We start from the raw sequence: 26,136 nt of genomic DNA on the forward strand, positions 1-26,136 counted from the left end.
AAGTATAAACCGTTTTCATGTAAAAAGCAACTATTTAACATAAAAAAGGAAAAAGGTTTTGTTTAAAAAATATTGATATATTAAGTTTTTAAAGAGTGATTTTGAATCCTTATTTAAAAATTTAATATAAAAAAGTTGGAAGAAGCTTCCAACTTTTAAAATAGGTTTTTATTAAATTAGTGGGTGAAGTCGAGTACCATACGTCCTTGGATTTGACCTTTTTCCATTTCGTCGAAAACAGCTACCGCATCTTCTACTGGACGTTTTTGGACAACTGGGACTACCAAACCTTCTGCACCAAATTGGAAAGCTTCTTCCAAGTCTTTACGAGTTCCTACAAGAGAACCGATAACTTGGATTCCATCAAGAACGGTTTTGACGATGCTGAGTTCCATCATTTCAGAAGGAAGACCGACAGCGACGACGCGACCACCAGCACGAACTGAGTCAACAGCCTGGTTGAAGGCAACTTTAGATACAGCAGTTACGACAGCTGAATGAGCTCCACCATCAGTTTTTTCCTTGATGAGTCCAGGTACATCTTCAACTTCTAGGCCGTTAATAACAATGTCAGCACCTACTTCTTTTGCAAGGGCAAGTTTGTCGTTATTGATATCAACTGCGATGACATGAGCATTGAATACTTTTTTAGCGTATTGAACAGCTAGGTTACCAAGTCCACCAGCACCGTAAAGAACAACCCATTGGCCTGGTTCAACTTTTGCTTCTTTTATAGCTTTATAGGTTGTTACACCAGCACATGTGATAGATGAAGCTTGGGCTGGATCAAGTCCGTCAGGAACTTTAACAGCATAGTCTGCTGTTACGATACATTGTTCAGCCATACCACCATCTACTGAGTAGCCGGCATTTTTCACTGTACGGCAAAGGGTTTCGCGACCAGTTGTACAGTATTCGCAAGTGCCACATCCTTCAAAGAACCAAGCAACGCTGACGCGGTCACCGACTTTAAGGCTTTTTACATCTGGGGCAATTTCTTTGACGATACCAACACCTTCGTGACCTAGGACACGTCCTGGTACTTGACCAAAGTCACCATGGGCAACGTGGAGGTCAGTGTGGCAAACACCACAGTATTCAATTTCTACAAGTGCTTCCCCAGTTTCAAGTGGACGGAGTACTTTTTCTTCAACAGCAACACCAGTGCTTTCTGGATTTACAACAACAGCTTTCATAGCTATCCTCCTTGATATTAACTGAGAGCAGGAGAAACAGGACTGGATTGATTTTGTGTCAACAGAGTCGAGTGTGACTAGCTCTCTTGTATTTTATATGTGAATTATATCACAAAAGAAAGCCTTTTCCAAGGTTTTGGAGGCAAAAAGTAGAACAATCGATTAACTGGTTGATGAGACTGTGAAAAGAGCACAAAGACCAGCTTGCAAGCTGGTCAGAATGGACTATAAGAATAAATCTTGCAGGGTTTTGGCAACCCCGTCTTGGTCATTTGTCAAGGAAATTTGCTCATCTGCATAGGGGAGTAGCTCAGGATTGGCATTTTTCATGGCATAACCTTTCCCAGCAAAAGCGAGCATTTCGGTATCATTGTGTTCATCTCCAAAGGCAATCAAATCCTTTTTGTCGCGGTTCATTACCTTGAGCAAGTAGTCCAAGGCGAAGGCCTTATTGACTCCTTTTGGGGTACACTCAAGGATATTGAGCGGACCACCCCAAGTATTAATAGAAAGTTGATACTGGTAGAAGGCATTCATTTCTTTTGCCAAGGCATACTTGTCACTAGCTCTGGTCTGCAACAGAATACAGTTAGGATCCTTGGTCACCAATTCAGGATTGAATTGATCTTCAGGCTGGAAAGCTTCTATACCAAATAGTTTAGGATCGGCAATTTCTTCATTGGGATTTGTAATGTAGAATTTTTTACGATATTCTCCAGCGATAAAATCGGCTTGAATATCTTCTGAACGTTGAACCATATCGAGCAGATATTTTTTGTCTACGGTCAAACACTTTTCAAAGTCCCAAGCTTGGTCTGGTAAATGAGTAAGGGAGCCGTTGAAATTAATCATAGGAGTGTCTAAGCCTAATTCACGGTAGAAATCTTTTGACATGCGGTAAGGGCGACCTGTCGTAATAATAACCTGATGCCCTTTTTCAGTAACTTTTTTAATAGTTTCTTTGGTAAAGTCAGAAATCTGACTGTCTGAGTTGAGCAGGGTTCCATCTAGGTCAACTGCAATAATTTTTTTCGTCATATAAACCTTTCTAGTGTCTTTCCAGATAAGATGTCTACTATTATAACAAAAAGCAGACAGAAAAGCAGATTCCAAACAAAAAATGAAATTCCATCAATTTCTTAAATAAATTAAACAAAGATGTTGAAAAAGTGAATGATAAATGATATAATTCTGTTATTGTTCGTAAAAATTAAAAGGAGATTAATAATGGACAAATTATTTAAACTAAAAGAGAACGGTACAGACGTTCGTACAGAGGTTCTCGCTGGTTTAACAACTTTCTTTGCAATGAGTTATATTCTCTTTGTAAACCCACAAATTCTTTCGCAAACAGGGATGCCTGCTCAGGGTGTGTTTCTCGCAACGATTATTGGTGCAGTAGCAGGTACCTTGATGATGGCCTTCTACGCCAACTTACCTTATGCTCAAGCACCAGGTATGGGTCTTAACGCCTTCTTTACATTTACAGTTGTATTCGGGCTTGGTTATTCATGGCAAGAAGCCTTGGCTATGGTCTTCATCTGTGGAATTATCTCATTGATTATTACCTTGACAAATGTTCGTAAAATGATCATTGAATCGATTCCAAATGCTCTTCGTTCAGCTATTTCAGCTGGTATCGGTGTCTTTCTTGCCTACGTGGGAATTAAGAATGCTGGATTTTTGAAATTTACGATTGATCCAGGCAACTATACTGTTGTAGGAGAAGGGGCTGACAAGGCTCAAGCAACGATTGCAGCAAACTCTTCAGCAGTTCCAGGATTGGTCAGCTTTAATAATCCAGCTGTTTTGGTGGCTCTTGCAGGACTTGCCATTACTATCTTCTTTGTTATCAAAGGGATTAAAGGGGGAATTATTCTCTCTATCTTGACAACAACTGTTCTTGCTATTGCAGTTGGTTTGGTAGATTTGTCTAGTATCGATTTTGCTAACAACCATGTTGGTGCAGCCTTTGAAGACTTGAAGAGAGTCTTTGGTGCAGCTCTTGGTTCAGAAGGTTTGGGAGCTTTGATTTCAGATACAGCTCGCTTGCCTGAAACTCTTATGGCTATTCTTGCCTTCTCGTTGACAGATATTTTTGATACAATTGGTACTTTGATCGGTACTGGTGAAAAAGTTGGTATCGTAGCGACAAATGGTGAAAATCATCAATCAGCTAAGTTGGACAAGGCTCTTTACTCTGATTTGATTGGTACTTCAATTGGTGCTATCGCCGGTACTTCAAACGTAACGACTTATGTTGAGTCTGCTGCTGGTATCGGTGCAGGTGGACGTACTGGTTTGACAGCTTTGGTTGTGGCAATCTGTTTTGCAATTTCAAGTTTCTTTAGCCCACTTCTAGCTATCGTACCAACAGCTGCTACAGCTCCAATCTTGATTATCGTTGGGATTATGATGTTGGCTAGCTTGAAAAATATCCATTGGGATGATATGGCTGAAGCGGTTCCTGCCTTCTTCACATCTATCTTTATGGGATTCAGCTACTCTATCACTCAAGGGATTGCAGTTGGTTTCTTGACCTACACCTTGACTAAGCTTGTCAAAGGTCAAGCTAAAGATGTTCATGTAATGATTTGGATTTTGGATGCCTTGTTTATCCTTAACTATATTAGTATGGCCTTATAATAGGATAACCCAGGGGGACTTTCCCCCTTTTTTAATACAAAGGAGATAGGTGATGAAAGAGAAAAGTATCTGGAAAGAATTATTGAATCGTGCAGGTTGGCTGTTAATCTTTCTGCTAGCGACAATTTTATATCAGATTCCTATAGGGGTTACTGCTATTTTAACTTTAAATGCAGTACCATTGTTACAGTCAGGACTGATAGTTGCTGGTATTTCAATTGTAGTTTTAGTACTATTTATTTTTGGAGCTCGTAAAACGCAGCTAGCAAGTTTTAATTTTTCTTTTTTTAGAGCTAAGGATCTAGCACGTTTAGGATTAAGTTATTTAGTCATTATCTGTTCAAATATACTTGGTTCTATCTTGTTGCAACTGTCAAATGAGACGACAACAGGGAATCAGTCTCAGATTAATGATATGGTTCAAAATAGTTCTTTAATTTCCAGTTTCTTCTTGCTGGCCTTGCTTGCTCCGATTTGTGAGGAAATCTTGTGCCGTGGGATTGTTCCTAAAAAGATTTTCCGAGGCAAGGAGAACTTGGGATTTATAGTAGGTACCATTGTATTTGCCTTATTGCACCAACCAAGTAATTTACCTTCTTTATTGATTTATGGAGGTATGTCCACGGTGCTATCTTGGACGGCTTATAAGACCCAACGTCTGGAAATGTCTATTTTGCTTCACATGATTGTGAATGGGGTTGCTTTTTGTTTGTTGGCTCTTGTGGTAATCGTGAGTCGGACATTAGGTATTTCTGTTTAAGATTTTTGACAATTGCTTACTTGTTTCTATTGGGAGAAAGATGAATGCAATCGTGTCCATCTTTTTCTTTTTATGGTAAAATAGAGAAATAATATGGTGAAAAGCCTTGAGGGAGTGACCGATATGTCAAGTAAAGCCAATCATGCAAAGACAGCTATTTGCGGAATTATCAATGTAACCCCAGACTCCTTTTCGGACGGTGGTCAATTTTTTGCTCTTGAGCAGGCACTCCAGCAGGCTCGTAAATTGATAGCAGAAGGAGCCAGCATGCTAGATATCGGTGGAGAATCAACTCGGCCGGGAAGTAGCTATGTTGAGATAGAAGAGGAGATCCAGCGTGTTGTTCCAGTGATTAAAGCGATTCGCAAGGAAAGTGATGTCCTCATTTCTATCGATACTTGGAAGAGTCAGGTGGCAGAGGCTGCTTTGGCTGCTGGAGCCAATATAGTTAATGATATCACTGGTCTTATGGGTGATGAGAAAATGGCCCATGTGGTTGCTAAGGCTGGTGCGAAAGTAGTCATTATGTTTAATCCAGTTATGACTCGACCTCAGCATCCTAGCTCGCTCATCTTTCCTCATTTTGGTTTTGGACAAGCTTTTACAGTGGGAGAGTTAGATGGCTATGAAAAAATGCCAATTGAAGAATTGATGGAGGCTTTCTTTGAACGAGCACTAGCGAGAGCAGAGGAAGCTGGTATTGCACCAGAAAATATCCTGTTGGATCCAGGAATTGGCTTTGGTCTGACCAAGAAAGAAAATCTGCTTCTTTTACGGGACTTGGATAAACTACATCAGAAAGGCTATCCAATCTTTCTTGGAGTGTCGCGCAAGAGGTTTGTCATCAATATTCTTGAAGAAAATGGTTTTGAAGTCAATCCTGAGACAGAACTTGGTTTCCGCAATCGAGATACGGCTTCGGCTCATGTAACTAGTATCGCTGCGAGACAGGGTGTAGAAGTGGTGCGCGTGCATGATGTAGCTAGTCACAGGATGGCAGTTGAAATTGCCTCCGCCATTCGTCTAGCTGATGATGCGGAAAATCTAGATTTAAAACAATACAAATAAGATGAAAGAAATTGAAAACAATCAGTGGATTGCTAACTACCGGACGGACCAACCGCATTTTGGTTTGGAACGAATGGTGGAACTATTAGCTTTGCGTGGCAATCCCCATCTAAAACTCAAGGTCATCCATATCGGAGGGACCAATGGCAAGGGGTCTACCATTGCTTTTTTGAAAAATATGCTAGAAAAGCTAGGGATGAGAGTTGGTGTTTTCAACTCCCCCTATCTCATTCATTACACAGACCAGATTAGTATCAATGGGGAATCCATTCCCGAGGCTAGACTAGAAGCCCTCATGGCAGACTATGAGTCTTTGCTTGAGGGGGAGAAGGGCCTTGCTTTACAAGGAACAACCGAGTTTGAGATTATCACAGCTCTGGCCTATGACTACTTTGCCACAGAGCAAGTAGATGTGGCCATTATGGAGGTGGGCATGGGTGGACTCTTGGATAGTACCAATGTTTGCCAGCCGGTTTTAACAGGCATCACAACCATTGGACTGGACCATGTAGCCCTACTTGGGGACACCTTGGAAGCCATAGCAGAGCAGAAAGCTGGTATTATCAAACAAGGTATTCCCTTGGTGACAGGTCGCATTTTTCCAGAAGCTTTGGCTGTGATTGACCGCATTGCGGAAGGGAAAGATGCGTCGAGACTTGCCTACGGGGCAAATTATCATGTCAGTCACCAAGAGAGTGTGGTAACGGGTGAAGTATTTGACTATACCAGTGCTGTCAGACAAGGTCGTTTCCAGACTGGCCTGCTTGGTTTGTACCAAATAGAGAATGCTGGGATGGCCATAGCTTTACTTGATACTTTTTGTCAGGAGGATGGCCGAGAACTAGCAAGCAATCACTTGCTTGCTCAAGCTCTGGAAGAAACAAGGTGGCCAGGGCGTTTGGAAATCGTGTCAAGAGACCCCTTGATGATTTTGGATGGGGCTCACAATCCTCATGCCATCAAGGCTTTAGTAGCAACCTTGCAAGAACGCTTTGCGGATTATCATAAGGAAATCCTCTTTACTTGTATCAAAACCAAGGCTTTGGAGGATATGTTGGACTTGCTGGGGACCATGCCAGATACCGAGCTTACCCTGACACATTTTGACGATAGTCGGGCGACGGATGAAAGCGTGCTGAAAGAGGCAGCTAAGTCTAGAAATCTCAGCTTCCAAAGTTGGCAGGATTTTCTAGAGCAGAAATTTACAGATAAAAAAGAAGAGAAAAAAACAGTTAGGATTGTCACGGGTTCCTTGTATTTCTTGAGCCAAGTGAGAGCCTATCTGATGGAGAGGAAGAACGAGAATGGATACACAAAAGATTGAAGCAGCAGTAAAAATGATTATCGAGGCTGTCGGAGAGGACGCTAACCGCGAGGGCTTGCAGGAAACACCTGCTCGTGTGGCTCGTATGTACCAAGAGATTTTTTCAGGTCTTGGTCAAACAGCGGAGGAACATTTGTCAAAATCCTTTGAGATTATTGATGATAATATGGTGGTAGAAAAGGATATCTTTTTCCATACCATGTGTGAACACCACTTCTTGCCATTTTATGGTAGAGCGCATATTGCCTACATTCCAGATGGTCGTGTGGCAGGTTTGTCTAAGCTAGCCCGTACGGTTGAAGTTTATTCGAAAAAGCCGCAAATTCAAGAACGATTGAATATCGAAGTAGCCGATGCCTTGATGGACTACCTAGGTGCTAAAGGAGCCTTTGTTGTCATTGAAGCGGAACATATGTGTATGAGCATGCGTGGTGTCAGAAAGCCGGGAACTGCAACCTTGACGACAGTAGCTCGAGGCTTATTTGAAACAGATAAGGACCTCCGAGACCAGGCTTATCGTTTAATGGGACTATAAAAAGAATCCGCTTGAAGCGGATTTTTCTAGAAAGGAATCATTATGGATCAACTGCAGATTAAGGATTTGGAAATTTTTGCCTATCATGGTCTTTTTCCTAGTGAAAAAGAATTGGGGCAAAAGTTTGTCGTTTCAGCAATCCTATCCTATGATATGACCAAGGCGGCGACAGATTTGGATTTAACAGCCTCTGTCCATTACGGAGAATTGTGCCAGCAGTGGACTGCTTGGTTTCAGGAAACAACTGAGGACTTGATTGAAACGGTAGCCTACAAACTGGTAGAACGTACCTTTGAGGCCTATCCTCTTGTCCAAGAAATGAAGTTGGAACTGAAAAAACCTTGGGCGCCAGTGCATTTGCCACTAGATACTTGCTCAGTAACCATTCATCGCCGTAAGCAACGGGCCTTTATCGCCCTAGGAAGCAATATGGGGGATAAGCAAGCAAACTTGAAACAAGCCATTGAGAAACTGCGATCTCGTGGTATCCATATTCTCAAAGAGTCTAGTGTCTTGACGACGGAGCCTTGGGGTGGCGTGGAGCAGGATAGTTTTGCCAATCAAGTGGTTGAGGTGGAAACCTGGTTGCCCGCCCCAGTTTTATTAGATACCTTGTTAGCCATTGAGTTAGAGATGGGACGGGTGAGAGAAGTACATTGGGGGCCTCGTTTGATTGATTTGGATTTGCTCTTTGTGGAGGACCAGGTCATTTATACAGACGACCTTATCTTGCCTCATCCTTACATAGCAGAACGTCTTTTTGTCCTTGAATCATTACAAGAACTTGCGCCTCATTTTATCCATCCTACCTTAAAGCAACCTATCCGTAACTTGTATAATGCTTTGAAAAAATAGAAAAACTCTAGTTTTCAGTCGTTTGTAACTGAAGGCTAGAGTTTTTAAAATAGGTCATTTTCTTCTGGGAGGAGTATCGTTTCTCTACCGTCCATGTCTAAAACCAGTACCCTTGGCGGATAAAGAGGGTCGAAAGGATGGTTAAAGTCAAAATCAATAGCTGTAGGGAGGTGTTGACTTGAGAAGTGGAAGGTGATTTTTCCATGGTTATTGAGCAATTGAAACTCGAGTTCTTCTTCCAATTCAAAGACATTTTTTAAGAAATGGTCAATAATATACCAAAAAGAGTCAATCACATCATCAGGCAAGCTGGTAACAATGCCAAAACTAGCCGATCGCATGTGGGTATTGGTAAAAGCCATATTTCTGCCCCCTTTCTTTTCCCTTATCATACAGCAAATAGGATTAAAAATCAAGAAAAGGTGTTTTTTTCTTTATAAACATAGTTTTCTATGAAATTTTTTTCAAATAATCTTCAAAAAATACTTGAAAGTGTTTACAAATAGTGATAAAATGGAATAAGTAGAATCATGAAAACGAAATTTTCATACCGTCTCTTTTTTTGGAGTCTCGTGAGGTATGATATAGAAAGGAAATAGAATGAATACAGACGATACAGTAACGATTTATGATGTCGCCCGTGAAGCAGGAGTTTCAATGGCGACGGTTAGCCGTGTAGTCAATGGCAATAAGAATGTAAAAGAGAACACCCGTAAAAAAGTGCTTGAGGTGATTGATCGTTTGGATTACCGTCCAAATGCCGTGGCGCGTGGTCTTGCAAGTAAAAAGACAACCACTGTCGGTGTCGTGATCCCAAATATTACCAATGGCTATTTCTCAACGCTTGCTAAAGGGATTGATGATATCGCTGAAATGTACAAGTACAATATCGTCCTTGCCAATAGTGATGAGGATGATGACAAGGAAGTTTCAGTTGTCAATACACTATTTTCTAAGCAAGTGGATGGTATCATCTTTATGGGGTACCACTTGACTGAAAAAATTCGTTCAGAGTTTTCTCGCTCTCGGACACCAGTTGTTCTTGCAGGGACAGTGGACGTAGAACATCAGCTTCCAAGTGTCAACATTGACTACAAACAAGCTACGATTGATGCAGTGACCTACCTTGCTAAAGAAAATGAGCGCATTGCTTTTGTCAGCGGTCCACTAGTGGATGATATCAATGGTAAGGTTCGTTTGGTTGGCTACAAGGAAGCCTTGAAAAAAGCAGGTATTTCTTATAGCGAAGGACTGGTATTTGAATCTAAATACACTTATGAGGATGGCTATGCCTTGGCAGAACGCTTGATTTCATCAAATGCAACTGCAGCAGTTGTGACAGGTGATGAATTGGCAGCAGGTGTCTTGAATGGTTTGGCTGATCACGGTGTATCTGTGCCAGAAGAGTTTGAAATCATTACTAGTGATGATTCACAAATCTCACGCTTTACCCGTCCAAACTTGACAACTATTGCTCAACCTCTTTATGACCTTGGTGCTATTAGCATGCGTATGTTGACTAAGATTATGCACAAGGAAGAATTGGAAGAACGTGAAGTTCTCTTACCTCATGGTTTGACAGAGCGTCGCTCAACACGAAAACGTAAATAGAAAAAATCAGGGAATCGTGAAGATTTCCTGATTTTGCTTTCTGGAGAAGAGGCTTAGCCTTCCATATAGTCTTTCAAAGCTTGCCCTTTTAGTCCGGCATTGAGAGCGATGAGGAGTTTTAAGCGGGCTTTCTGGGCGTTGAGTTCTTTAACAAAGAAAACACCAGATTTTCTTAACTGCACGCCCCCACCTTGGTAGGCATAAACAGGTTCCGCGATACCGTTAAAGCATCGTGAAACCAGGGCGACTGGGATTCCTTTTTGTAGAAGGCTTTCTAATTTTTGAGCTGTTTCTTTGGGAATATTACCAGCTCCGAAGGCTTGGATAATTAAACCGTCCAATTGTTCCAAATCCAGCATATCAATCAGCTCATCTGTCATACCAGCATAAGCCGAGATGATAGGTACCAATCCTTGTATGTGATCAAGGTTAAAGCGAACACGAGGTTCAGCTGTTTTGAAGTAGAGGATTTCCTGTTTCATGATGAGGCCAAGTGGCCCGTGTGTTGGAGTCTGGAAGGTGCTGACGTTGGTCGTATGTGTTTTGGTGACATACTTGGCAGCGTGGATTTCATCGTTCATAACAACCAAAACTCCTTTGTCAGCAGCCTTGTCATCGCTAGCTACCCGCAAAGCACTCAGATAATTATAAACACCGTCACTACCGAGTTCGTTAGAGCTGCGCATGGCCCCTGTTAGAACGATAGGCATATGGGGAACTTCCATGGTATCAAGGAAATAGGCTGTTTCCTCTAGAGTATCGGTCCCGTGTGTGATCACCACTCCATCGTAGTTAGCAGCTTCCTCTTCAATTTTCTGGTAGAGGGCCAGCATATGCTTGGGTTTGATATGGGGACTTGGCAGATTAAAAAAATCTAAGGCGTGGACTTGGATTCCTTCAAGTGGGTTGGACACATGATTCATGGGATTATCTGAACTCGTCACAACAGCGCCAGAGGCATCGGCCTGCATGGAAATAGTCCCACCTGTATGTAAAACAAGGATTTTCTTAGGCATGATTTACTCACTCTTTCTGAAATGTGGTATAATCATTGTATCACAAAAGGGGAGATTGGGATAGGATGGAAGTCAAAGCTGTTTTTTTTGATATCGATGGAACCTTGGTCAACGATCGCAAGAGTGTTTTGAAATCCACTAAGGACGCGATTAAAATTGTCAAAGAACAAGGGGTGCTTGTCGGTGTAGCGACAGGACGAGGACCTTTTTTTGTTAAGGAATTGATGGACGATTTAGATCTAGATTTCGCAGTAACCTATAATGGCCAGTATATCTTTAATAAAGAAAGAGTCTTGTTCACGAGCCCAATTTCCAAGTTACATTTGCGCCAGCTCATTACGTATGCTAAAAAAGAGGGCAAGGAGATTGCCCTAGGGACCAAGGATGCTATGCTGGGTTCCAAAATCATGTCCTTTGGTCTGGGTTCTTTTTCCCAACGAATCAGTCGCTTCGTTCCCTCTGTCTTAACCCGAACAGTGAGTCATTCCTTTAATCGTATGGTTAGCAAGGTTGTGCCCCAAAAGGAAGAAGACCTGCTTCATCTGATGAATCAGCCTATCTACCAAGTTTTGATGCTGATGACGCCAGAAGAATCTGAGAAGGCAGCATCTGATTTTGAAGATTTGAAACTGACACGTAGCAATCCTTTTGCTGCGGATGTCATCAATCAAGGAAACTCTAAATTGGAAGGTATTCGTCGAGTAGGGAAAGAATATGGTTTTGATCTCAACCAAGTCATGGCCTTTGGTGACTCAGATAACGACCTAGAAATGCTTGCAGGTGTCGGTATGTCGGTCGCTATGGGAAATGGTAGTAGCAGTGTCAAGGAAGTTGCCAAGCATATCACTACCAGCAATCAGCAAGACGGAATTCACAAGGCCTTAGAACATTTTGGTGTTTTGGCTTCAGAAAAAGTTTTTGTCAGCCGTGACTATCATTTCAATAAGGTCAAGACTTTCCACCACATGATGGATGAACGAACCCAAGAAGAACCTCGAGCTTGGGATTTAGAAGGTGCAACCCACAGGGCTGGCTTTAAAATAGAAGAATTGGTGGAGTTTGTTCGAGCTGCCAGTCCCTCTGAAGAGGACTTTGGTCAAGCTCTATCGCAACTTCATCAAGCTCTTGATAAGGCGGCAGATAAAGTAGCCAAGAAGACGCCTGCTCAGCAAGATTTGATAGGTCAGGTGGATGCCTTGATTGACACGCTTTACTTTACCTATGGTAGTTTTGTTTTGATGGGGGTGGATCCAGAACGTATTTTTGATATTGTCCATCAGGCCAATATGGGGAAAATTTTTCCAGATGGCAAGGCTCATTTTGATCCAGTGACCCATAAAATCTTAAAACCAGATGATTGGGAAGAAAAATATGCTCCAGAACCTGCTATTAAAAAGGAACTGCAGCGCCAACTCAAGGCTTATGAACGCCATAAAGAGAGAAATAAATCGTAAACAAAAAGGAGCTCTGGGCTCCTTTTCTTCGTGATTATAAGGTTTTTTCTTGTTCTCTCACCACCAGCAAATCGACCTTAGCATGGCGGAGGATGTATTCAGATGAAGAGCCGACCAAGAGGCGTTCAAAGGCGTTGAGACCCGTTGCGCCAACGAGGATGAGATCCACTTCTTCAGCATCGGGAATAGTACGTGCCAGTAGGGTCTTTGGATTTCCCATTTCAATGACAATATGAACATCTGCCACACCAGCATCTTTAGCACGTTTTTCGTACTCTTTCATCAGACTCTCAGCGTCGACTTGGAGTTCTTCGTAAACTTCAGCATCAAAGGTGGATACGCTTTGGAGAGCGCGTGTGTCAATGACATGTGCGATGGTGAGTTTAGCATCGTTTCGTAGAGCAGAATGAACTCCCTTGACAAAAGCCAAGTCCGCTTCCTTAGAACCATCGATTGCGACCATAATATTTTGGTAACGTTGTGCCATAATGAAACCTCCTGAAATTTTCTTACTATAATTGTAAACCTTTTCACTATAGAAGTAAAGCAAAAAAAGTATTTTTTAAAATAATGTTAGCGCTTAAAATCTATATAAATATATGATAAAATCAAAGAAAGGATAGCAGGAAAGAAGTGAAGGGAGGGAGAATGATGAAAAACTCTTTTCAAAAATCAAATTTCCTTTATTATGGAATTATCCTAGTGTCGATCTTGGTAGAAGTTATCATGATCTGGCAATTAGAGAGACTGATCCCCCTTCTTTATCCAGGTTTTATCGGCTTTTTAGTCTTTCATGTACTTTACCATCTAATCTTATTTCTAGTTGCAAAAAGAAGTGGGCGTTGGGATTACTTGATGACATGGGGGCTTTTTCTCATGTTTAATCTTCTTTATGATTCCTTTTTAGGCTTGCTTTTCCTAGGTTTATCTTTTGGTATGTGATGTGTCTTTGCAAAACACCTGCTATCTCCCCGATTTCCTCGCTTTTAGTGAGGTTTTTCTTCTATACGAACTTAGTAACACATTTCAGTAAACTTGTCGCATTCTCTTTCTAGTGGTATAATGTTACTATCCTGATGAATTGAGGAAACAAGATGAAAGAATATAACAAGTCTAGCAAGTTAGAGCATGTTGCTTATGATATCCGTGGTCCTGTTTTGGAAGAAGCCATGCGGATGCGAGCAAACGGAGAAAAGATTTTACGTCTGAATACAGGAAATCCAGCAGAATTTGGCTTTACAGCGCCAGACGAAGTCATTCATGACTTGATTATGAATGCACGTGATAGTGAAGGATATTCTGACTCCAAAGGGATTTTCTCAGCCCGTAAGGCCATTATGCAGTATTGCCAATTGAAGAAATTCCCAAATGTAGATATTGATGATATCTACCTTGGAAATGGTGTTAGTGAGTTGATTGTCATGTCCATGCAGGGACTTTTGGATAATGGGGACGAGGTTTTGGTGCCAATGCCAGACTATCCTCTCTGGACAGCCGCTGTCAGCCTAGCTGGGGGAAATGCTGTTCACTATATCTGTGATGAAGCCGCAGAATGGTACCCAGATATTGACGATATCAAGTCAAAAATCACTTCCAATACCAAGGCAATCGTTCTTATCAATCCAAACAACCCAACTGGGGCCCTTTATCCGAAGGAACTTTTGCTGGAGATTATTGAGATTGCCCGTCAAAACGATTTGATTATCTTTGCGGATGAAATCTATGACCGCATGGTTATGGATGGACATGTGCATACGCCTGTGGCTAGTTTGGCACCAGATGTTTTCTGTGTCAGCATGAATGGTCTATCAAAATCTCACCGTATTGCTGGTTTCCGTGTGGGTTGGATGGTCTTGTCTGGACCTAAGACACATGTTAAAGGTTATATCGAAGGGCTCAATATGCTGTCCAATATGCGCCTTTGTTCCAACGTTTTGGCCCAACAGGTTGTACAAACTTCCTTGGGTGGCCACCAGTCAGTCGATGAATTGCTCCTTCCCGGTGGACGAATCTACGAGCAAAGAAGTTTCATCTACAATGCTATTCAAGAGATTCCAGGTCTCTCTGCGGTTAAACCTAAGGCTGGACTCTATATCTTCCCTAAAATCGACCGCAATATGTACCGTATTGATGATGATGAGCAGTTTGTTCTTAATTTCTTGAAGCAGGAAAAGGTTCTTTTGGTTCATGGTCGAGGTTTCAACTGGCAGGAACCAGACCATTTCCGTATCGTTTACCTTCCTCGTGTTGATGAACTAGCCCAAATCCAAGAAAAGATGACTCGTTTCTTGAAACAGTATCGCAGATAGGGCTTACATTCGAAAAAGCGCCAAAAAGCTGGAAACATTTGCCTAGAGCTATTGACAAAAGTGAAAGAATCAGATAGAATAGTAAAGTATGTTTAGTAACTGATCACTTTATAGCCGGCTAAACGAATACAAAATCTATGAGGAGGTATTCATCGTGAAACGTACTTATCAACCAAGTAAACTTCGTCGTGCGCGCAAACACGGATTCCGTAACCGTATGTCAACTAAAAACGGTCGTCGCGTATTGGCAGCTCGTCGTCGTAAAGGACGCAAAGTTTTGGCTGCATAATCCAAACGAACTATATCAAAAATCAGTAGGAACTCGAGTCTACTGATTTTTATTTTTGTAAAAAAGTACAAAAAGCTTTATATTTTTGCTTGAATAGTGTATAATATTTCACATACTGTAAAAATGGAGAATAATCATGAAGAAATCAAAAGTTATGCTTTTTGGAGCTATGGCTTTGACAGCAGGTCTGGCTTTAGCAGCGTGTGGATCATCTCAATCAAGTAATGCAGACAAGACTTACTCTTATATCTTTGTCAATAACCCAGATACCTTGGATTATATTACTTCTACCCGAGACTCTACATCTAGTATCACAACCAACTTGATTGATGGTTTGTTGGAAAATGACCAATATGGCAATCTCATCCCGTCTATGGCTGAGTCATGGACAGTGTCAAAAGATGGTTTGACTTACACTTATAAAATCCGTCAGGAAGCTAAATGGTATACTTCTGAAGGAGAAGAGTATGCGGATGTAACCGCTCATGACTTTGTGACTGGTCTTAAGTATGCGGCTGATAAAAAGGCTGAAAACTTGTACTTGGTTCAAGACTCTATCAAAGGGCTAGCAGACTATGTTGAAGGGAAATCATCTGATTTTGCAACTGTTGGTGTTAAGGCGGTGGATGACTACACGCTACAATACACCCTCAACCAACCTGAGACTTATTGGAACTCTAAAACAACAGCAAGTATTCTTAGTCCTGTAAACGAAGCCTTCTTGAAGTCTAAGGGAGATGACTTTGGAAGTGTGACACCATCAAGTATCTTGTCAAATGGTCCTTACTTGTTTAAGTCCTTCACATCAAAATCTTTGATTGAGTTTGATAAAAACCCTAACTACTGGGATAAGGACAATGTCAAAATTGAGAAAGTGAAACTTTCTTTCTTTGATGGTTCTGACCAAGACAGCATTGCTAGAGGTTTCTTGGATGGTAACTATACAGACGGCCGTATTTTCCCAACAAGTTCAGTCTTTGCTGAACTCAAGAAGGGAAACGAGGACAAGATTACCTACACACCACAAAACTCAGTTACTTTCTATTATCTTTTCAACGTGAATCGTCAAAGCTACAAGCAGACTATGAAACAGTCTGATAAGGAAAAGACAGATTCACGCGCAGCTATGCAAAATAAAGATTTCCGTCAGGCTATCAACTTTGCCTTTGACCGTCATGCCTATGCAGCACAGACAAATGGCGAAGATGGAGCAGACCGTATCTTGCGTAACACGATTACACCAAGTAATTTTGTCCAAGTTGGTGATAAGAACTTTGGTGATATTGTTAATGAGAAAATTGTCAACTACGGTAAAGATTGGGCAAATATCAACCTAAACGATGGTAAGCAAGCCTTCTTGAATCCTGAAAAGGCCAAAGAGAAGTTTGCCAAGGCCAAAGAAAGTCTGCAAGCTCAAGGAGTAACCTTCCCAATTCATTTGGATATGCCAGTTGACCAGACTGCTAAGTTGGATGTGCAACAGGCTGGATCTTTCAAGCAAACAGTAGAAGAAACCCTTGGTAAGGAGAATGTGGTCATCGATGTTATCCAACTATCTCCGGATGAAAAAGACCAAGCAACCTACTTTGCAGATACAGCAGAACAAAAAGACTACGATATTGACATTTCAGGATGGGGTGGAGACTACTCAGATCCTAAGACTTACCTAGATATCCTTGATCCAGAGATAGGTTCTCAGTTGAAAAACATGGGCTTGTCTGAAGGAAAAGACAAGGAAGTTAAGGACAAGATTGGTCTTGCTGACTACAAGAAACTCTTGGATCAGGCAGACGCAGAAATCACAGATACTCAAGCTCGCTATGAAAAATATGCTGAAGCCCAAGCTTGGTTGACAGATAGCGCCTTGTTCCTACCAGTTCAAAGTGGTGGAGCCAACCCAATCTTCCGTAAGACTGTGCCGTTTACAGGTCCATTCTCATTCGTTGGTCATAAAGGAAATGCGGACAACTACAAATATGTTGAATTGCAAAAAGAGCCAGTAACCGCTAAACAGTACCAAGAACTCTATGAAAAATGGTTAAAAGAAAAAGTTGAGTCAAATAAAAAAGCTCAGGAAGATTTAGCTAACCACATTCAATAATATTCCTAGTCATGCTTTTCAATTAATACTCAATGAAAATCAAAAAGCAAACCGCAGGCTGTTCAAAACAGTGTTTTGAGGTTGTGGATAGAACTGACGAAGTCAGTAACCATACCTACGACAAGGTGAAGCTGACGTGATTTGAAGAGATTTTCGAAGAGTATAAGCCTAGTGACTGGATTCAGAAAAAAGGTCCTACCAGATGCTTCTTGGTTCTGGTAGGGCCTTTTCTTTATTCTTTTAAGTGATATGAGTAGCTAGCGACAACGACGTCTTGGTGCCAACGAAGGGCGTATTTGAGTTTGAGACTCATCTGATTGTGCAGGATATTTTGCCAAGGTTTATTGGGGATAAACTGGGGAACGAGAACAGTGACTGTATAGTTCTTTTTCTGAGCTTCCTCGGAAATCCGTTTGACATACTTGACAGTAGGCGTGATGATGTCGCGATAGCTGGTCTTGATATTTTTCAGAGTGATGGTTGGGAAGTAATCGGCAAATTCTTGGAGAATCTCTTGGTCTTTTTCTGCTGTTTCCTTGGTAGAAATATGCATGGCTAGGACTTCGTCACCGATACTTTGAGCGTAGTTAATGGCTCCGACGCTGACTCGGGTGACATTTCCTACTAGGACTAGAACCAGATTGCCGTCGTAAGTACGTTTTTCAATTCCTTCATAGAGTCGCAGTTGTTGGGCTACTTTTTGGTAATGACTGTGAATTGCTAAGAAGAGTAGGGTGAGTACGAGAATAATCGGGAAGAAAGGCCATATATCACTGAGACGGAAAAAGAGAAGGATTAGCACGATCGCGTAGCAAATGATTGCTCCAAGGATATTAGCAAGAGCAGGTTTTAAGAAGTTTGCTCCTTTTTCCTTTTTCCAATGGCGAACCATCCCTGTTTGAGAGAGGGCGAAGGGAACGAAGACTCCAATAGTATAAAGAGGAATCAAGCGTTCAGTATTCCCATTAAAAATGAGAAGAAGAGTCATAGCCCCAAAAGCCAGAGTTAAAATTCCATTAGAGTAACCTAGGCGGTCTCCTTTTTCCATAAAGAGATGAGGCATGTATTTGTTTTTAGCCATATTGTAAGCCAGCATAGGGAAGGCTGAAAAGCCAGTATTTGCAGCTACGGCCAAAATCAAGGCTGTGGAGAATTGGAAGAGATAATACCCAAGGTGGCCTATGAAGGAATTACCAAGGATGCCTTGAGCCATCTGTGAAAGAATAGTTTCTCCGTGTTGAGGCAGAATCCCCATCCAGTAGTTTAGGAAGGTGATACCAGCAAAAAGAAAACCTAAAATCAGTGACATGATGGTCAAGGTTTGAGCGGCATTCTTTTCTTTCGGAGCCTTGAAAAAGGGCACGGCATTTGAAATAGCTTCAACCCCAGTTAGAGAGGCAGAGCCACTGGTAAAAGCTCTTAGAATGAGAACGATGGACAGGCTTGGAACAGCATGCCCAATAGGTGAAGTTGCCTGATAGCTGAGAGAACCTGTCACTAGTTGAAAGATTCCATAGAGCAAGAGAAAGACAGTACTGATGATAAAGAGATAGACAGGAATCATCAGTGAACTGGCAGATTCTTTTAAGCCCCGTAAATTCAAGAGCATAAGCAAGCAAACTAGAAAAATGGAAATATGGAGGTTGTAAGGGTGTAGAGCAGGGAGAGCTGCTGTGATAGCGTCCGCTCCAGATGAAACAGATACCGCTACGGTCAGCATATAGTCAACCAGAAGACTACCTCCAGCAATCAAGCCAAGCTTGGGAGATAGATTTTCTCGGGTAACCATATAGGCCCCTCCCCCTTGAGGGTAGGCATGGATGATTTGACGGTAGGAAACGGTCAGGCTAGCTAGGAGTAGGAGGACAAAGAGGCCGATAGGAAGGCTCCACCATATAGCTAGTGGAGAAAGACTAGCCAAGACCAGGACTACTTGCTCAGGTCCATAGGCGATGGAGGAGAGAGCGTCGCTTGACAACATGGCTAGTGCCTGCATTTTTCCCAGTAGTCCCCCTTCGCCTTCGGTTAAAGACTTAAGAGGACGACCGATAAAGGTATGTTTTAATTTTGTAAACATGGTATTTTCCTTTACTGAAAATTTCAATAAGTGCTATTATACTGCTTTGAAAAAATAGCGTCAAGAGACGACAATAGATTTTAGAATATTTTTTACAGATGAGGAGAGAGGGCAGTTTTTTGGTATAATAGAAGATAGAAAACGAGGTTAGAAGAGATGATTTTTGATACACATACACACTTGAATGTAGAAGAATTTGCAGGTCGTGAGACAGAAGAAATTACCTTGGCTGCTGAGATGGGTGTGACACAGATGAATATTGTGGGTTTTGATAAACCGACGATTGAGCGTGCCCTAGAGTTGGTAGATGAGTACGACCAACTCTACGCAACTATTGGTTGGCATCCTACAGAAGCTGGAACCTACATAGAGGAGATTGAAGCCTACTTGCTTGACAAGCTCAAGCATCCAAAGGTAGTTGCCTTGGGTGAGATTGGTTTGGACTACCATTGGATGACAGCGCCAAAAGAGGTACAGGAGCAGGTTTTTCGCCGTCAGATTCAGCTATCTAAGGATTTGGATTTGCCTTTTGTTGTCCATACCCGTGATGCGCTGGAAGATACTTATGAAATTATCAAGAGTGAGGGCGTTGGTCCTCGAGGTGGTATCATGCACTCATTTTCGGGGACGCTTGAGTGGGCAGAGAAGTTTGTCGAGCTTGGCATGACCATTTCCTTCTCAGGAGTGGTGACTTTCAAGAAGGCAACTGACATCCAAGAAGCAGCTAAAGAGTTACCTTTGGACAAGATTTTGGTAGAGACAGATGCGCCTTACTTGGCTCCTGTTCCTAAACGGGGTCGCGAAAACAAAACAGCCTATACTCGCTATGTAGTGGACTTTATAGCTGATTTGCGTGGGATGACGGCAGAAGAGCTAGCGGAGGTAACAACTGCAAATGCAGAACGAATTTTTGGATTGGACAGCAAGTAATGAAAGAGAAAATTTCCCAAGTTATCGTGGTCGAAGGGCGCGATGATACGGCCAATCTCAAACGCTATTTCGATGTAGAGACCTATGAGACTCGAGGTTCTGCCATCAATGACCAGGATATAGATCGGATTCAGCGCCTGCACCAACGTCATGGAGTCATTGTCTTTACAGACCCAGATTTTAATGGGGAGCGGATTCGCCGCATGATTATGACGGCCATTCCAACAGTTCAGCATGCCTTCCTCAAACGAGATGAAGCTGTTCCCAAGTCCAAGACCAAGGGACGTTCCCTGGGAATTGAGCATGCCAGCTATGAAGATTTGAAAACGGCTCTAGCTCAGGTCACAGAACAATTTGAACATGAAAGTCAGTTTGATATCAGTCGTAGCGACTTGATCCGACTTGGTTTTCTAGCAGGAGCAGATAGCCGTAAGCGACGAGAATATCTAGGAGAGGCTCTCCGAATTGGCTATTCCAACGGCAAGCAACTCCTCAAACGCCTAGAGTTGTTTGGAGTCACCTTGGCAGAAGTGGAAGAAGCCATGAAATCTTATGAGAATAGTTAAGCAGACCCCAAATGTAAGGGGAATGTGTTACAATAGTAGTAACAGATAATAGAAAAGAGAATAGATGAGAATTGCAGATTATAGCGTGACCAAGGCAGTGCTAGAGCGTCACGGTTTTACCTTTAAAAAATCCTTTGGGCAAAATTTCCTGACGGATACTAATATCCTTCAAAAGATCGTGGATACGGCTGAAATTGATGACCAGGTCAATGTCATTGAAATTGGGCCAGGGATTGGTGCCTTGACGGAGTTTCTGGCTGAGCGTGCAGCAGAGGTCATGGCCTTTGAGATTGACCATCGTTTGGTACCAATTTTGGCAGATACCCTGCGTGATTTTGATAATGTGACCGTGGTTAACGAGGACATTCTCAAGGTTGACTTGGCGCAACATATCCAGAATTTTAAAAATCCTGACCTGCCAATCAAGGTAGTAGCTAACTTGCCATACTACATTACGACGCCTATTCTCATGCACTTGATTGAAAGTGGCATTCCTTTTAGTGAGTTTGTGGTCATGATGCAAAAAGAAGTGGCGGACCGCATTTCAGCCCAGCCGAATACCAAGGCATATGGCAGTTTGTCAATCGCTGTGCAGTATTACATGACTGCCAAGGTTGCCTTCATCGTGCCTCGTACGGTATTTGTGCCAGCGCCAAACGTGGACTCTGCTATTTTGAAAATGGTGCGTCGTCCAGAACCAGCCGTAGCAGTGGAAGACGAGAATTTTTTCTTTAAGGTTTCCAAGGCTAGTTTTACCCATCGCCGCAAGACCTTGTGGAATAACTTGACAGGTTACTTTGGCAAGACTGAAGAAGTTAAGGACAAGCTGACCAAGGCATTGGACCAAGCAGGCTTGTCACCAAGTGTGCGTGGGGAAGCTCTCAGCTTGGCAGAATTTGCCAGCCTAGCAGACGCGCTTAAAGGGCAAGGACTCTAAGATGCAGGGACAAATCATTAAAGCCTTAGCAGGATTCTATTATGTGGAAAGCGAGGGCCAGGTTTATCAGACGCGCGCGCGTGGAAATTTCCGTAAAAAAGGTCATACCCCTTATGTTGGGGACTGGGTCGATTTTTCTGCCGAGGAAAATTCAGAAGGCTATATTCTCAAGATTCACGAACGCAAAAACAGTCTAGTCCGTCCTCCCATTGTCAATATTGACCAAGCTGTAGTAATCATGTCCGTCAAGGAACCTGAATTTAACAACAATTTGCTGGATCGTTTCTTGGTTCTATTAGAGCACAAGGGCATCCATCCCATCGTCTATATTTCCAAAATGGATTTGTTGGAAGATAGGGGAGAACTGGATTTTTATGAACAGACTTATGCTGATATCGGCTATGACTTTGTGACCAGTAAAGAGGAACTCCTGCCCTTGTTAACAGGCAAGGTGACAGTCTTTATGGGGCAGACGGGCGTTGGAAAATCAACTCTTCTCAATAAAATCGCACCAGACCTCAATCTTGAAACAGGAGAAATATCAGACAGTCTAGGTCGCGGGCGCCACACTACTCGAGCTGTTAGTTTTTACAACCTCAATGGGGGGAAAATCGCAGATACACCAGGATTTTCATCATTGGATTATGAAGTATCAACGGCGGAAGACCTCAATCAGGCCTTCCCAGAGATAGCCACTGTCAGCCGAGACTGCAAATTCCGTACCTGTACCCATACCCATGAGCCGTCTTGTGCAGTCAAGCCAGCTATTGAAGATGGTACCATTGCGTCCTTCCGTTTTGACAACTACCTGCAATTCCTCAGTGAGATTGAAAATCGCAGAGAAACCTATAAAAAAGTCAGCAAAAAAATTCCAAAATAAGGAGAAACCTATGTCTCAATACAAGATTGCTCCGTCAATTCTGGCAGCAGATTATGCCAACTTTGAACGTGAAATCAAACGCCTAGAAGCAACTGGAGCAGAGTACGCCCATATCGATATCATGGATGGTCACTTTGTACCACAAATCAGCTTTGGTGCAGGTGTGGTTGAAGCTCTTCGTCCCCACAGCAAGATGGTCTTTGACTGCCACTTGATGGTAGCTAATCCTGAGCATCATTTAGAAGATTTTGCGCGTGCAGGTGCGGATATTATCAGTATCCATGTAGAAGCAACGTCTCATATTCATGGTGCTCTCCAAAAAATTCGTTCACTCGGTGTCAAGCCTTCAGTTGTCATCAATCCTGGTACACCTGTTGAGGCTATCAAGCACGTACTTCACCTAGTTGACCAAGTCTTAGTCATGACGGTTAACCCTGGCTTCGGCGGGCAAGCTTTCCTACCTGAAACCATGGATAAGATTCGCGAGTTGGTTGCCCTTCGTCAGGAAAAAGGCTTGAACTTTGAGATCGAAGTCGATGGTGGGATTGATGACCATACCATTGCTCAGGCCAAAGAAGCTGGTGCGACCGTTTTTGTAGCAGGTTCCTATGTCTTTAAGGGAGATGTCAATGAGCGAGTACAAATTCTCAGAAAACAACTGGACTAGGGTTGCCGTTTTTGCTGGCGGAGACCGTGATCACTACCGGACGGACTTTGATTGCTTTGTCGGTGTGGATCGAGGCTCACTCTGGGTCTTGGAAGAAAACCTTCCTCTTGCTCTAGCAGTTGGAGATTTTGATTCTGTAAGTGCAGAAGAGCTACAGGTGATTCAAAAACGTGCTCAGTATTTTGTCAAAGCTCAGCCAGAAAAAGATGATACTGATCTGGAACTAGCGCTTTTAACAATCTTTGAGAAGAATCCTCAGGCTCAGGTCACTATTTTCGGTGCTTTGGGTGGCCGTATTGACCATATGCTGGCCAATGTTTTTCTGCCTAGCAATCCCAAATTGGCTCCCTATATGCGTCAGATAGCGATTGAGGATGGGCAAAACTTGATTGCCTATTGTCCAGAAGGGATTAGTCAGCTTCAACCCCGCTCAGACTACGACTATCTTGCCTTTATGCCGGTTCGGGATAGCCAGCTGACCATTCTTGGTGCCAAGTATGAGTTGACAGAGGAAAATTTTTTCTTTAAAAAAGTGTATGCTTCTAACGAATATATAGATAGGGAAGTTTCGGTAACTTGCCCAGATGGCTATGTGGTCGTGCTGCATAGCAAGGACAGGAGGTAGGATGGAAAGTTTACTTGTTCTATTATTGATTGCCAACCTAGCTGGTCTCTTTCTGATTTGGCAAAGGCAGGATAAGCAGGAAAAACATCTCAGCAAGAGTTTGGAGGATCAGGCAGATCACTTGTCAGATCAGTTGGATTACCGCTTTGAACAAGCCAGACAAGCCAGCCAGTTAGACCAAAAAGACTTGGAAGTGGCTGTCAGCGACCGTTTGCAAGAAGTGCGAATAGAATTGCACCAAGGTCTAACTCAAGTCCGTCAAGAAATGACAGATAATCTCTTGCAAACTAGAGACAAGACCGACCAACGCCTTCAAGCCTTGCAGGAATCAAATGAGCAACGGTTGGAACAAATGCGCCAAACGGTCGAGGAAAAACTAGAAAAGACCTTGCAGACGCGCTTGCAGGCTTCCTTTGAGACAGTTTCCAAGCAACTGGAGTCGGTCAATCGTGGCCTTGGAGAAATGCAGACAGTTGCGCGTGATGTCGGAGCTCTCAACAAGGTTCTCTCTGGAACCAAGACACGAGGAATTCTGGGAGAATTGCAACTGGGACAAATCATCGAGGACATCATGACCCCTGCCCAGTATGAACGAGAATACGCAACGGTTGAAAACTCTAGTGAACGAGTGGAGTATGCCATCAAGTTACCCGGACAAGGCGACCAGGAATACGTCTACCTACCAATTGACTCTAAGTTTCCACTGGCTGATTATTACCGCTTAGAAGAAGCCTATGAGGCAGGGGACAAGGATGAGATTGAACGCTGTCGTAAGTCGCTCTTAGCAAGCGTCAAGCGCTTTGCCAAGGATATCAAGAGCAAGTACATAGCACCACCTCGGACGACCAATTTTGGAGTTTTGTTTGTTCCGACAGAAGGTCTCTACTCAGAAATCGTCCGCAATCCGGTCTTCTTTGATGATTTGAGACGGGAGGAGCAGATTATTGTCGCAGGTCCAAGTACTCTGTCAGCCCTTCTCAATTCCCTATCAGTTGGTTTCAAAACTCTCAATATTCAAAAGAGTGCAGACCATATCAGTAAGACCCTAGCCAGTGTCAAGACGGAGTTTGGCAAGTTTGGTGGTATTCTGGTTAAGGCACAAAAGCACCTCCAACATGCCTCTGGCAATATTGATGAATTATTAAACCGTCGTACCACAGCTATCGAGCGGACGCTCCGTCACATTGAGTTATCAGAAGGTGAGCCTGCGCTTGATCTACTCCATTTCCAAGAAAACGAGGAAGAATATGAAGATTAGTCACATGAAAAAAGATGAGTTGTTTGAAGGCTTTTACCTAATCAAATCAGCTGACCTGAGGCAGACACGAGCTGGGAAAAACTACCTAGCCTTTACCTTCCAAGATGATAGTGGCGAGATTGAAGGGAAGCTCTGGGATGCTCAACCTCATAACGTTGAGGCCTTTACCGCAGGTAAGGTTGTCCACATGAAAGGGCGCCGAGAAGTTTATAACAACACCCCTCAAGTTAATCAAATTACTCTTCGCCTGCCTCAACTGGGCGAACCCAATGATCCAGCTGATTTCAAGGTCAAGTCGCCAGTTGATGTCAAGGAAATCCGTGACTATATGTCGCAAATGATTTTTAAAATTGAAAATCCTGTTTGGCAAAGGATTGTCCGAAATCTCTACACCAAGTATGATAAGGAATTTTACTCCTATCCAGCTGCCAAGACCAACCATCATGCCTTTGAAACGGGCTTGGCCTATCATACGGCGACCATGGTGCGTTTGGCAGATGCTATTAGCGAAGTCTATCCTCAACTCAATAAGAGCCTGCTCTATGCGGGGGTTATGCTACACGACTTGGCTAAAGTCATCGAGTTGACAGGGCCTGATCAGACCGAGTATACAGTACGAGGCAATCTTCTTGGGCATATCGCTCTAATTGATAGTGAAATTACTAAGACAGTGATGGAGCTTGGCATCGATGATACCAAGGAAGAAGTCGTTCTGCTTCGTCACGTCATCCTCAGTCACCACGGCTTACTTGAGTATGGAAGCCCAGTCCGTCCACGCATTATGGAAGCAGAGATTATCCATATGATTGACAATCTGGATGCAAGCATGATGATGATGTCAACTGCTCTTGCTTTGGTGGACAAAGGAGAGATGACCAATAAAATCTTCGCTATGGACAATCGTTCCTTCTATAAACCAGATTTAGATTAATAATTTAAGAAAAATGAGCATTTTTTAGGATAAGAATGTTCGTTTTTTTATGTGAATATGGTATAATAGATAAAATATCAAAATTAAATGAAGTGGGAAAT

General features: G+C 42.6%; 26 protein-coding genes. 20 read left to right on the top strand and 6 right to left on the bottom strand.

From position 1 onward, the window contains the following. Nucleotides 1–176: 176 nt before the first annotated feature. Both adhP and D7D54_RS07320 read right to left on the bottom strand, forming a co-directional pair. Nucleotides 177–1,196 (bottom strand): alcohol dehydrogenase AdhP, encoded by a 1,020-nt coding sequence (adhP, locus tag D7D54_RS07315; RefSeq protein WP_020901964.1) that lies wholly within the window; start codon nucleotides 1,194–1,196, stop codon nucleotides 177–179. 225 nt (nucleotides 1,197–1,421) lie between these two features. Further along, complete coding sequence (locus D7D54_RS07320; protein ID WP_020901965.1) at nucleotides 1,422–2,234, bottom strand: Cof-type HAD-IIB family hydrolase; 813 nt, start codon at nucleotides 2,232–2,234, stop codon at nucleotides 1,422–1,424. Between the two features lie 189 nt (nucleotides 2,235–2,423). Here D7D54_RS07320 and D7D54_RS07325 point away from each other — a divergent pair, with 189 nt between their 5' ends. The 6 genes from D7D54_RS07325 to folB all read left to right on the top strand — a co-directional run bounded on the left by D7D54_RS07325 (nucleotide 2,424) and on the right by folB (nucleotide 8,384). After that, complete coding sequence (locus tag D7D54_RS07325; protein WP_020901966.1) at nucleotides 2,424–3,842, top strand: NCS2 family permease; 1,419 nt, start codon at nucleotides 2,424–2,426, stop codon at nucleotides 3,840–3,842. Between the two features lie 52 nt (nucleotides 3,843–3,894). Continuing rightward, complete coding sequence (locus D7D54_RS07330) at nucleotides 3,895–4,602, top strand: CPBP family intramembrane glutamic endopeptidase (RefSeq protein WP_162496606.1); 708 nt, start codon at nucleotides 3,895–3,897, stop codon at nucleotides 4,600–4,602. A 93-nt stretch (nucleotides 4,603–4,695) separates the two neighbouring features. Continuing rightward, entirely contained in the window at nucleotides 4,696–5,670 is a 975-nt protein-coding gene (folP, locus tag D7D54_RS07335; RefSeq protein WP_020901968.1) for a dihydropteroate synthase, read from the top strand. Nucleotide 5,671: 1 nt separating this feature from the next. Next, a complete protein-coding gene (locus D7D54_RS07340; protein WP_120719132.1) occupies nucleotides 5,672–6,994 on the top strand; it encodes a bifunctional folylpolyglutamate synthase/dihydrofolate synthase in 1,323 nt (440 codons plus the stop codon). Further along, nucleotides 6,975–7,529 carry a GTP cyclohydrolase I FolE gene (gene folE, locus D7D54_RS07345; protein WP_000380916.1) on the top strand — a complete coding sequence of 185 codons (555 nt, stop codon included), beginning with the start codon at nucleotides 6,975–6,977 and terminating at the stop codon, nucleotides 7,527–7,529. Before D7D54_RS07340 ends, folE begins: the two co-directional genes overlap by 20 nt. A 42-nt stretch (nucleotides 7,530–7,571) precedes the next feature. Further along, nucleotides 7,572–8,384 carry a dihydroneopterin aldolase gene (gene folB / locus D7D54_RS07350; protein WP_020901969.1) on the top strand — a complete coding sequence of 271 codons (813 nt, stop codon included), beginning with the start codon at nucleotides 7,572–7,574 and terminating at the stop codon, nucleotides 8,382–8,384. 44 nt (nucleotides 8,385–8,428) lie between these two features. Here folB and D7D54_RS07355 read toward each other — a convergent pair whose 3' ends face one another. After that, a complete protein-coding gene (locus D7D54_RS07355) occupies nucleotides 8,429–8,746 on the bottom strand; it encodes a DUF960 domain-containing protein (protein ID WP_033681210.1) in 318 nt (105 codons plus the stop codon). 238 nt (nucleotides 8,747–8,984) lie between these two features. Between D7D54_RS07355 and ccpA the strand changes: the two genes are divergently transcribed. Then, nucleotides 8,985–9,995 carry a catabolite control protein A gene (gene ccpA / locus D7D54_RS07360; protein ID WP_020900851.1) on the top strand — a complete coding sequence of 337 codons (1,011 nt, stop codon included), beginning with the start codon at nucleotides 8,985–8,987 and terminating at the stop codon, nucleotides 9,993–9,995. Nucleotides 9,996–10,048: 53 nt separating this feature from the next. Here the strand turns inward: ccpA and D7D54_RS07365 are convergent, their stop codons facing one another. Further along, nucleotides 10,049–11,011: an asparaginase gene (locus D7D54_RS07365; RefSeq protein ID WP_020901970.1), complete on the bottom strand. Its 963-nt coding sequence runs from the start codon at nucleotides 11,009–11,011 to the stop codon at nucleotides 10,049–10,051. 65 nt (nucleotides 11,012–11,076) lie between these two features. Here D7D54_RS07365 and D7D54_RS07370 point away from each other — a divergent pair, with 65 nt between their 5' ends. Continuing rightward, complete coding sequence (locus tag D7D54_RS07370; RefSeq protein WP_020901971.1) at nucleotides 11,077–12,465, top strand: Cof-type HAD-IIB family hydrolase; 1,389 nt, start codon at nucleotides 11,077–11,079, stop codon at nucleotides 12,463–12,465. Between the two features lie 34 nt (nucleotides 12,466–12,499). Here the strand turns inward: D7D54_RS07370 and D7D54_RS07375 are convergent, their stop codons facing one another. Beyond that, nucleotides 12,500–12,952 (bottom strand): universal stress protein, encoded by a 453-nt coding sequence (locus tag D7D54_RS07375; RefSeq protein WP_000079148.1) that lies wholly within the window; start codon nucleotides 12,950–12,952, stop codon nucleotides 12,500–12,502. Nucleotides 12,953–13,113: 161 nt separating this feature from the next. Between D7D54_RS07375 and D7D54_RS07380 the strand changes: the two genes are divergently transcribed. The 4 genes from D7D54_RS07380 to D7D54_RS07395 all read left to right on the top strand — a co-directional run bounded on the left by D7D54_RS07380 (nucleotide 13,114) and on the right by D7D54_RS07395 (nucleotide 17,164). Beyond that, nucleotides 13,114–13,407, top strand: coding sequence for a hypothetical protein (locus tag D7D54_RS07380; RefSeq protein WP_020901972.1), 294 nt, complete (start codon nucleotides 13,114–13,116; stop codon nucleotides 13,405–13,407). 152 nt (nucleotides 13,408–13,559) lie between these two features. Next, nucleotides 13,560–14,774, top strand: a complete 1,215-nt coding sequence (locus D7D54_RS07385) for a pyridoxal phosphate-dependent aminotransferase (protein WP_120719133.1) — start codon at nucleotides 13,560–13,562, stop codon at nucleotides 14,772–14,774. Between the two features lie 154 nt (nucleotides 14,775–14,928). Next, on the top strand, nucleotides 14,929–15,063 hold the full coding sequence (rpmH, locus tag D7D54_RS07390) for a 50S ribosomal protein L34 (protein WP_000831905.1): 135 nt from the start codon (nucleotides 14,929–14,931) through the stop codon (nucleotides 15,061–15,063). Nucleotides 15,064–15,199: 136 nt separating this feature from the next. Next, nucleotides 15,200–17,164, top strand: a complete 1,965-nt coding sequence (locus D7D54_RS07395; RefSeq protein ID WP_120719134.1) for a peptide ABC transporter substrate-binding protein — start codon at nucleotides 15,200–15,202, stop codon at nucleotides 17,162–17,164. A 232-nt stretch (nucleotides 17,165–17,396) separates the two neighbouring features. On the opposite strand, the gene D7D54_RS07400 is transcribed toward D7D54_RS07395, so the two are convergent. After that, the gene (locus D7D54_RS07400) at nucleotides 17,397–19,241 is read right to left on the bottom strand and encodes an APC family permease (protein WP_120719135.1); all 1,845 of its coding nucleotides are present in this window, start codon (nucleotides 19,239–19,241) and stop codon (nucleotides 17,397–17,399) included. Nucleotides 19,242–19,397: 156 nt separating this feature from the next. Here D7D54_RS07400 and D7D54_RS07410 point away from each other — a divergent pair, with 156 nt between their 5' ends. From D7D54_RS07410 to D7D54_RS07445, 8 genes are all read left to right on the top strand, one after another. Further along, the gene (locus D7D54_RS07410; protein ID WP_120719137.1) at nucleotides 19,398–20,171 is read left to right on the top strand and encodes a TatD family hydrolase; all 774 of its coding nucleotides are present in this window, start codon (nucleotides 19,398–19,400) and stop codon (nucleotides 20,169–20,171) included. Further along, the gene (gene rnmV / locus D7D54_RS07415; RefSeq protein WP_120719138.1) at nucleotides 20,171–20,737 is read left to right on the top strand and encodes a ribonuclease M5; all 567 of its coding nucleotides are present in this window, start codon (nucleotides 20,171–20,173) and stop codon (nucleotides 20,735–20,737) included. Before D7D54_RS07410 ends, rnmV begins: the two co-directional genes overlap by 1 nt. Before the next feature lie 64 nt (nucleotides 20,738–20,801). Then, on the top strand, nucleotides 20,802–21,674 hold the full coding sequence (gene rsmA / locus D7D54_RS07420) for a 16S rRNA (adenine(1518)-N(6)/adenine(1519)-N(6))-dimethyltransferase RsmA (RefSeq protein WP_001216838.1): 873 nt from the start codon (nucleotides 20,802–20,804) through the stop codon (nucleotides 21,672–21,674). Nucleotide 21,675: 1 nt separating this feature from the next. Beyond that, on the top strand, nucleotides 21,676–22,554 hold the full coding sequence (gene rsgA / locus D7D54_RS07425; RefSeq protein ID WP_120719139.1) for a ribosome small subunit-dependent GTPase A: 879 nt from the start codon (nucleotides 21,676–21,678) through the stop codon (nucleotides 22,552–22,554). A 10-nt stretch (nucleotides 22,555–22,564) separates the two neighbouring features. Next, nucleotides 22,565–23,221 (top strand): ribulose-phosphate 3-epimerase, encoded by a 657-nt coding sequence (rpe, locus tag D7D54_RS07430; protein ID WP_120719140.1) that lies wholly within the window; start codon nucleotides 22,565–22,567, stop codon nucleotides 23,219–23,221. Continuing rightward, nucleotides 23,184–23,846, top strand: coding sequence for a thiamine diphosphokinase (locus D7D54_RS07435; protein WP_120719141.1), 663 nt, complete (start codon nucleotides 23,184–23,186; stop codon nucleotides 23,844–23,846). Before rpe ends, D7D54_RS07435 begins: the two co-directional genes overlap by 38 nt. 1 nt (nucleotide 23,847) lies before the next feature. Further along, nucleotides 23,848–25,104: a DNA recombination protein RmuC gene (locus D7D54_RS07440; RefSeq protein ID WP_020901986.1), complete on the top strand. Its 1,257-nt coding sequence runs from the start codon at nucleotides 23,848–23,850 to the stop codon at nucleotides 25,102–25,104. Beyond that, a complete protein-coding gene (locus D7D54_RS07445; protein WP_020901987.1) occupies nucleotides 25,094–26,035 on the top strand; it encodes a 3'-5' exoribonuclease YhaM family protein in 942 nt (313 codons plus the stop codon). The genes D7D54_RS07440 and D7D54_RS07445 overlap by 11 nt, the downstream gene beginning before the upstream one ends. Nucleotides 26,036–26,136 lie beyond the last annotated feature (101 nt).

It is taken from the genome of Streptococcus chosunensis, from assembly GCF_003626515.1.
Taxonomy (GTDB): Bacteria; Bacillota; Bacilli; order Lactobacillales; family Streptococcaceae; genus Streptococcus; species Streptococcus chosunensis.

Bases quoted from the DNA above. Each gene is read 5' to 3' on its own strand.
- adhP (WP_020901964.1), bottom strand. From the start codon at position 1,196: ATGAAAGCTGTTGTTGTAAATCCAGAAAGCACTGGTGTTGCTGTTGAA.
- D7D54_RS07320 (WP_020901965.1), bottom strand. From the start codon at position 2,234: ATGACGAAAAAAATTATTGCAGTTGACCTAGATGGAACCCTGCTCAAC.
- D7D54_RS07325 (WP_020901966.1), top strand. From the start codon at position 2,424: ATGGACAAATTATTTAAACTAAAAGAGAACGGTACAGACGTTCGTACA.
- D7D54_RS07330 (WP_162496606.1), top strand. From the start codon at position 3,895: ATGAAAGAGAAAAGTATCTGGAAAGAATTATTGAATCGTGCAGGTTGG.
- folP (WP_020901968.1), top strand. From the start codon at position 4,696: ATGGTGAAAAGCCTTGAGGGAGTGACCGATATGTCAAGTAAAGCCAAT.
- D7D54_RS07340 (WP_120719132.1), top strand. From the start codon at position 5,672: ATGAAAGAAATTGAAAACAATCAGTGGATTGCTAACTACCGGACGGAC.
- folE (WP_000380916.1), top strand. From the start codon at position 6,975: ATGGATACACAAAAGATTGAAGCAGCAGTAAAAATGATTATCGAGGCT.
- folB (WP_020901969.1), top strand. From the start codon at position 7,572: ATGGATCAACTGCAGATTAAGGATTTGGAAATTTTTGCCTATCATGGT.
- D7D54_RS07355 (WP_033681210.1), bottom strand. From the start codon at position 8,746: ATGGCTTTTACCAATACCCACATGCGATCGGCTAGTTTTGGCATTGTT.
- ccpA (WP_020900851.1), top strand. From the start codon at position 8,985: ATGAATACAGACGATACAGTAACGATTTATGATGTCGCCCGTGAAGCA.
- D7D54_RS07365 (WP_020901970.1), bottom strand. From the start codon at position 11,011: ATGCCTAAGAAAATCCTTGTTTTACATACAGGTGGGACTATTTCCATG.
- D7D54_RS07370 (WP_020901971.1), top strand. From the start codon at position 11,077: ATGGAAGTCAAAGCTGTTTTTTTTGATATCGATGGAACCTTGGTCAAC.
- D7D54_RS07375 (WP_000079148.1), bottom strand. From the start codon at position 12,952: ATGGCACAACGTTACCAAAATATTATGGTCGCAATCGATGGTTCTAAG.
- D7D54_RS07380 (WP_020901972.1), top strand. From the start codon at position 13,114: ATGATGAAAAACTCTTTTCAAAAATCAAATTTCCTTTATTATGGAATT.
- D7D54_RS07385 (WP_120719133.1), top strand. From the start codon at position 13,560: ATGAAAGAATATAACAAGTCTAGCAAGTTAGAGCATGTTGCTTATGAT.
- D7D54_RS07395 (WP_120719134.1), top strand. From the start codon at position 15,200: ATGAAGAAATCAAAAGTTATGCTTTTTGGAGCTATGGCTTTGACAGCA.
- D7D54_RS07400 (WP_120719135.1), bottom strand. From the start codon at position 19,241: ATGTTTACAAAATTAAAACATACCTTTATCGGTCGTCCTCTTAAGTCT.
- D7D54_RS07410 (WP_120719137.1), top strand. From the start codon at position 19,398: ATGATTTTTGATACACATACACACTTGAATGTAGAAGAATTTGCAGGT.
- rnmV (WP_120719138.1), top strand. From the start codon at position 20,171: ATGAAAGAGAAAATTTCCCAAGTTATCGTGGTCGAAGGGCGCGATGAT.
- rsmA (WP_001216838.1), top strand. From the start codon at position 20,802: ATGAGAATTGCAGATTATAGCGTGACCAAGGCAGTGCTAGAGCGTCAC.
- rsgA (WP_120719139.1), top strand. From the start codon at position 21,676: ATGCAGGGACAAATCATTAAAGCCTTAGCAGGATTCTATTATGTGGAA.
- rpe (WP_120719140.1), top strand. From the start codon at position 22,565: ATGTCTCAATACAAGATTGCTCCGTCAATTCTGGCAGCAGATTATGCC.
- D7D54_RS07435 (WP_120719141.1), top strand. From the start codon at position 23,184: ATGAGCGAGTACAAATTCTCAGAAAACAACTGGACTAGGGTTGCCGTT.
- D7D54_RS07440 (WP_020901986.1), top strand. From the start codon at position 23,848: ATGGAAAGTTTACTTGTTCTATTATTGATTGCCAACCTAGCTGGTCTC.
- D7D54_RS07445 (WP_020901987.1), top strand. From the start codon at position 25,094: ATGAAGATTAGTCACATGAAAAAAGATGAGTTGTTTGAAGGCTTTTAC.